Genomic DNA, 6,231 nt, shown 5'->3' with positions numbered 1-6,231 from the left:
GTGGGCCGCAATCACCGTACCCACGCCCAGGACGGCTGTCGCGGCGGCGGCACCCTGCCCGGTGAGGGACAGGGGCCGGCCGTCGAACTTGGCCGGGACCCGGGCCGCGCCCGCGTGCAGGACGGCCGCGTCGATGCGGGGCACCCTGCGGGCGATCTCCGCGACGGTGCACAGTGAGGCGTTGTCACCGCTGACGTACACGGTGGGCAGCCCCGTACCGGACAGGACGAACCCGATGACCTCGCAGTTGACGTTGCCGTCGGCGTCCCGCTCGCCGTCCTGCGGCCCGTGGACCGCCGGGACCGCCAGCACGGTCAGGTCACCGCCGCCGTCCGGGCGCGGCAGCCGGTGGCTGCTCCAGGGGGCCAGCCCGAGGGCCGGCCCGCCGAGGCGGTCCGCGCTGCGGGGACCGGAGAGCACGAGCGGGGCGGCCTCGGCGAACGCCCGGCCGCGCGTGTCGAGGTTGTCCGGATGGGCCTCGTGGCTCACCAGGACCAGGTCGACCGGCCCGACGGCCTGCTCGTCGGCGGCCGGTCCCGCCGTCTTGGTGAGATAGCCCTGGGGCCCGGGGGCGTCGAACGTCGGGTCGCTGACGATCCGCAGACCGCCGACGTCGATGACGGCCGTCGGGCCGCCCAGAACGGTGACCGCGCACTCCTGGCGGGGCAGTTCGGTGCTCATAGCGCCCCTCGTCGAAGGGTCCTGATCGGTTCCATCACACCGTCGACGCTAATGATCATCCGGGCCGGGGGGAAATGCCTCCGGCGCCCCATTCATGAATGCCGGGCATAGATTCTGGTCACGGCACCGGTGTCCGCGGCAGCTCCGTGTCGACGGCCTGTACGGCGGCGTCGAGGAAGCGCCGGATCAGGGACGGGTGGGCGTCGGGCAGGTAGACGAGACCGACCGGGCTGGGCGGCGCGTCGGTGACCGGGACGAAGCGGACGGCGGGGTGCTGGGTACGGCGCCGCGCGACCTCGGGGACGATCCCGATGCCCCGGTTGGCCGCGACGGACTCCAGCCACTCGTCGTAGTTCGTCGTCTCGATGATCCGCTCCGGACGCTGACCGGCCGGCCACGACCAGGGGCCGGTCGTCCCGCTGACCGTGTTGACGACCAGCGGCCAGTACTGGACGTCCGTCCAGTCCAGATGGCCGAGCCGGGTCAGATCGCAGTGCTCGGAACACACCGCGATACGCGGCTCGTCGAACAGGTGCAGGGTGCGTGCACCGCGGGGCACCTCCCCGGTACCCCGCACGACCGCGATGTCCAGGGTGCGCTGACGCAGCGCCTGAAGCGGGTCGTCGATCCGGGTCAGCGCGACCGTCGCCCCCGTGTCCTGCTCGAAGCGGCCGACCGTCCGCTGCGCCCACGGGTCGGGCAGCAGCCAGCTGAAGCCGAGCCGCAGCGTGACACGGTGCTGTGTGACGGCGAGGGCCTGGTCGAAGGTGGCGAGGACCCGCTCGGCGTGCACCAGGAACTCGGCGCCGGTGTCCGTGAGTTCGACGTGCCGTGAGGAACGGTCCAGGAGCCGGACGCTCAGCCGGGCCTCCAGCTGCGCGACCGTACGGCTCAGCGCCGGCTGGGTGATCAGCAGTTCCTCGGCGGCCCGGGAGAAGGAGCGGTGCCGGGCCACGGACACGAAGGCCCGTAGGTGACGGAGTTCGACGTCCATGCTCATCGCGTCCCTTTCCGGCATCCATGCGTGCCGTGCATAGCGGCAGCCTAACCGGCATTTCACAGGCCCACTCACCGCTGCCTAGCGTGAGCGCGGGCCACGCGACCGCACCAGGGCGGACACGCCGGGCACCGCGCGCCCGCGACCGCCTGACGGCCGTGTCCTGGAAGCACCTCATGGCCGTATCCACGAAGCGCCTCACGACCGTATCCACGACGTACCTGACGGCCGAATCCACGACGTACCTGACGCCCGTATCCACGAAGGAGCCGACGTGAGCGACCTGTTGTCCGAACTCGGAGCCGATCTACCGGTCCTCGCGGCCCCGATGGCCGGTGGACCGAGCACGCCCGCGCTGGTCACCGCCGCCGCCCGGGCCGGTGGCCTCGGTTTCCTGGCCGGCGGCTACAAGACCGCGCAGGCGCTCGCCGGGCAGATCCACACCCTGCGCGCGGAGGACGTGGCCTTCGGCGTCAACCTGTTCGTCCCGAACCCGGTCCCCGTCGCCGCCGACGCCTACCGGCGCTACGCCCGTGAGCTGCGCGCGGAGGCCGACCGGCACGGGGTCGTGCTGCCCGAGGAGCCGGTCGAGGACGACGACCACTGGACCGACAAGATCGACCTGCTGACCGCGGCCCCCGTCCCCTGGGTGTCCTTCACCTTCGGAATCCCGGACCGGGCGGTCGTCGACGCGCTGCGCCGGGCCGGGACCGTCGTCCTGCAGACGGTCACCTCGGTCGACGAGGCGCTGCGGGCGGCCGAGTCCGGCGCCGACGCCCTGATCGCACAGGCCCCGGCGGCGGGCGGCCACTCCGCGACCCTCACCCCGGCCCGGCCGCTCCCCCCGATCGCGCTGCCCGACCTGGTCACCGCGGTCCGGCGCGCGGTAGCCCGGCCCGTCGTCGGCACCGGTGGCGTCGCCACGGCCACGGACGTGACGGCCGCGCTGCACGCGGGCGCCGAAGCCGTCATGGTCGGCACCGTCCTGCTGCGCACACACGAGAGCGGGGCCTCCGCACCGCACCAGGCGGCCCTGGTCGACCCGGCCTTCGACACCACCGTCGTCACCCGCGCCTTCACCGGGCGCCCGGCACGCGCGCTGCGCAACCACTTCACCGACGGCTACGACCCGCTCGCACCGGCCGGCTACCCCGCCCTGCACCACCTCACCGGCCCCCTCCGCAAGGCCGCCACCGCGGCGGGCGACACCCGCCTGATCCACCTGTGGGCCGGAACGGGCCACCGCGAGGCCAGGCGTGAACCGGCGGCGGCCACGTTCGCACGGCTCGCCCGCCGACTGTGAGCGGATGTCCGCGTCGCACCGGGCAGTGCGGCGCCCCAGCAGTCAGCGCACAGAACCTGGCATTGCACAGGCATTGCACAGAACTTGGCATCGCACAGAACTTGGGAGAAGAAGATGGCCGGTACGGCGGACGCCACGGCACGGTTCACCGAGACGGTCGGCCGGGACAACCTGCTGAGCGGTGACGCGGTCGGCGACGACTACGCGCACGACGAAGCCCTGTCGTGGCCGCCCCGCAGACCCGCCCACGTGGCGAGGCCCGCCACCGCGCAGGAGGTCGCCGGGCTGCTGGCCGTCGCCGCCGAGTACGGCGTGCCGGTCACCGCGCGCGGCTCGGGCACCGGGCTCTCCGGCGCCGCCCGCCCCCGCGAGGACGGTCTGCTGATCTCCTTCGAGCGGATGAACAAGGTGCTGGAGATCGACACCGACAACCAGGTGGCGGTGGTCCAGCCGGGTGTGACCCTGGCCGAACTGGACGCACGGACCGCGGCCGTCGGGCTCGCCTACACCGTCTACCCGGGTGAGCTGTCCGCCACCGTCGGCGGCAACGTCGGCACCAACGCGGGCGGGATGCGGGCCGTCAAACACGGCGTCACCCGCAACAACGTCCTGGGCATCGAGGCGGTCCTGCCCACCGGCGAGATCGTCCGCACCGGAGGGAAGACCTCCAAGGTCTCCACCGGCTACGACCTCACCCAGCTCATCGTCGGCTCCGAGGGCACCCTCGCCCTGGTCACCGAGGTGACCGTCAGACTCGTCCCGCGCCCGCCGCACGGCGCCACCCTCCTCGTCCCGTTCGGTGACTTCGACCAGGTCATGGCCGCCGTGCCGAGGCTCGTCGCGAGCGGACTGGCCCCGAGCATCCTCGAGTACATCGACACGCCCACCATGGACGCGATCTGCCGTATCCAGGAACTCGAACTCGGCGTCCCCGACGACATCAGGAAGGCGGACCCGGCGTATCTGGTGGTGGGCCTGGAGAGCCACGACGGGGAACGGCTCCGGGGAGACATCGAGAACGCCGGCACACTGCTGGACGACCTGGGCGCGGCGGCCGTCTACGTCCTGGAAGGCGGCTCGGCCCGCAGGCTCGTCGAGGCGCGGGAGAAGGCGTTCTGGACGGTCAAGGCCATCGGCGCCCACGACCTGATCGACGTCGTCGTACCCCGCTCGCGGATGCCGGAATTCCTGGCCCGCGTCCGCGAACTCGCCGCCGCGGCCGACTCCCGCGTCCTGGGCTGCGGACACGCGGGCGACGGCAACGTCCACCTCGCCGTGTTCTGCGAGGACCCCGAGCGGCGGCACGCCCTCCTGCACGACGTCTTCGCCGCCGGAATCGCGGTCGGCGGGGCGATTTCCGGCGAGCACGGGGTCGGTCAGGCGAAGAAGGAGCACTTCCTGACGCTGGAGGACCCCGCGAAGGTGGCCCTGATGCGCCGCGTCAAGCACGCCTTCGACCCCGAGGGGATCCTCAACCCCGACGTACTGCTCGACTAGACCGGAGGCGACCCGCCGGGGCCGCTGGCGCTACTCGCCGGCGAGCCAGAGGTCAGGGCCGAACACCTCGTAGTGCACGGCGTGCGCGGGCAGTCCGTGGCGGAGCAGGTCGCCGCGGACCCCGCGCATGAACGGCAGCGGGCCGCACAGGTACGCGGTCACCCCGGCGGGCAGGTCGAGCGTGCTCACATCGGCCAGGCCGACGGATGCCTCCTCGGGCAGACCGGCGCCCGCCTCCTCGTACGACAGCCGCAGCCGGGCGTCCGGCAGGGACGCGACCAGCCGGCGCTGCTCGTCGAGGTGGGCGTGGTCGGCCGGGGTGCGGTCGGCGTGCAGGACCAGCACCTGGCGGGTCGTGCCCCGGGCCGCCAGGTGGTGGAGCATCGACAGCATCGGGGTGACGCCGATCCCGGCGGACGCCAGCAGCAACGGACCGTCGCCGTCGGGCAGTACGAGGTCGCCGAACGGGGCGGAGACGGTGAGCGTGTCACCGGGGCGGGCGTGTTCGTGCAGCCAGGAGGACACCTCGCCCGCCGGGTCCGCGCCGCCCCGGACCCGCTTGACGGTGATGCGCCAGTGCGGGTCGTCCGGCGCGCCGCACAGGCTGTACTGGCGTATCTGGCGGGCGCCGTCCGGGAGTTCGGCCTGGACGCTGACGTACTGGCCCGGCCGGAAGGCTCCCGCGGGCGTGCCGTCGGGGCCGCGCAGGAGGAGGGAGACCGCGTCCGGCGTCTCCTCGTGCCGCCCGACGATCTCCAGCTCCCGCCAGGTGCCGCCCTCGGGCGGGCCGGGCTCCTGGTAGAGCCGGGCCTCCAGGGCGATCAGGGCGTTGGCCATCAGCCAGTACACCTCGTCCCAGGCGGCGGCCACCTCGGGAGTGACCGCGTCACCCAGGACCTCACCGATCGCGGCGAACAGATGCCGGTGGACGAGCTTGTACTGGTCGGACGTGATGCCGAGCGAGGCGTGTTTGTGGGCGATCCGGGCCAGCATCGCGTCCGGCCGGGAGTCGGGGTGCTCCACCAGCAGACCCGCGAAGGCCGCGATGGAACCCGCCAGCGCCTTCTGCTGCTCGCCGTTGGCCTGGTTCCCCCGGTTGAACAGATCGCGCAGCAGCTCGGGACGGTCGGCGAAGAGCCTGCCGTAGAACACCTCGGCGATCTCGCCGATCGCGGCGCCGACGGCGGGCAGGGTGGCACGGACGACCGGGGTGGACTGCTCGGACAGCACGACGACTCCTAAGTGGTAAATGATCTGCGTATTTAAAAACATGAGTGAGCCGGGCACCGATGGGCGCCCGGGCATGGCTCACTCGGGGCGGCGGCCGACCAGTCCGACGAGTACGGGCCCGGTGGGGGAGGTCACGAGATCCGCCACGGTCAACGGGTCGAGCGTGGCGTAGAAGGCCTCCTGGGCCTCGCGCAGCGCCCGGCGCAGCCGGCACGCGGCGCGCAGGGGGCAGGGCGGATCGCCGTCGCAGGCGACGACCTCGTCCTCGCCCTCCAACTCCCGCACCAGCCAGCCGACCGAGGCGCGCCGCCCCAGCTCGGTGAGTCCCAGCCCGCCGCCCCGGCCCCGGCGGGCCTCCAGGACGCCGAGGTGCTGGAGCCTGGTGATCGCCTTCGCCATGTGGGTGGCGGGCACGTCCATCGCCTCGGCCACCTCCCGGGTGGTCAGGGACTCGTCCTGCTCGGAGACCGCCAGACGCATCACGGCACGCAGCGCCAGGTCGGTGAACTTCGTCAACCGCACG

At 72.9% G+C, this 6,231-nt stretch carries 6 protein-coding genes; 2 read left to right on the top strand and 4 right to left on the bottom strand.

From position 1 onward, the window contains the following. Nucleotides 1-681: MBL fold metallo-hydrolase (locus G3I78_RS28160; protein ID WP_164429460.1), on the bottom strand; the 681-nt coding region annotated here is incomplete at its 3' end. 118 nt (nucleotides 682-799) lie between these two features. Beyond that, nucleotides 800-1,675 carry a LysR family transcriptional regulator gene (locus tag G3I78_RS28155; protein WP_164429458.1) on the bottom strand — a complete coding sequence of 292 codons (876 nt, stop codon included), beginning with the start codon at nucleotides 1,673-1,675 and terminating at the stop codon, nucleotides 800-802. Between the two features lie 277 nt (nucleotides 1,676-1,952). Between G3I78_RS28155 and G3I78_RS28150 the strand changes: the two genes are divergently transcribed. Together G3I78_RS28150 and G3I78_RS28145 are read left to right on the top strand one after the other, a co-directional pair. Next, nucleotides 1,953-2,981: a nitronate monooxygenase gene (locus tag G3I78_RS28150; RefSeq protein ID WP_164429455.1), complete on the top strand. Its 1,029-nt coding sequence runs from the start codon at nucleotides 1,953-1,955 to the stop codon at nucleotides 2,979-2,981. 84 nt (nucleotides 2,982-3,065) lie between these two features. Continuing rightward, the gene (locus G3I78_RS28145) at nucleotides 3,066-4,478 is read left to right on the top strand and encodes an FAD-binding oxidoreductase (RefSeq protein ID WP_239158079.1); all 1,413 of its coding nucleotides are present in this window, start codon (nucleotides 3,066-3,068) and stop codon (nucleotides 4,476-4,478) included. A 30-nt stretch (nucleotides 4,479-4,508) separates the two neighbouring features. On the opposite strand, the gene G3I78_RS28140 is transcribed toward G3I78_RS28145, so the two are convergent. Together G3I78_RS28140 and G3I78_RS28135 are read right to left on the bottom strand one after the other, a co-directional pair. Next, a complete protein-coding gene (locus G3I78_RS28140; RefSeq protein WP_164429453.1) occupies nucleotides 4,509-5,708 on the bottom strand; it encodes a globin domain-containing protein in 1,200 nt (399 codons plus the stop codon). 78 nt (nucleotides 5,709-5,786) lie between these two features. After that, nucleotides 5,787-6,230 (bottom strand): Rrf2 family transcriptional regulator, encoded by a 444-nt coding sequence (locus tag G3I78_RS28135; RefSeq protein ID WP_164429452.1) that lies wholly within the window; start codon nucleotides 6,228-6,230, stop codon nucleotides 5,787-5,789. Nucleotide 6,231 lies beyond the last annotated feature (1 nt).

Origin of the sequence: Streptomyces sp. SID13726 (assembly GCF_010548375.1) — a bacterium.
Classification (GTDB): Bacteria; Actinomycetota; Actinomycetes; order Streptomycetales; family Streptomycetaceae; genus Streptomyces.
Note: the sequence above shows the minus strand (reverse complement) of the source record. Positions and strands in the feature narration are given on the sequence as shown.

What these genes read in the sequence shown, in the direction of transcription:
- G3I78_RS28155 (WP_164429458.1), bottom strand. Translation starts at nt 1,675, where the DNA reads ATGGACGTCGAACTCCGTCACCTACGGGCCTTCGTGTCCGTGGCCCGG.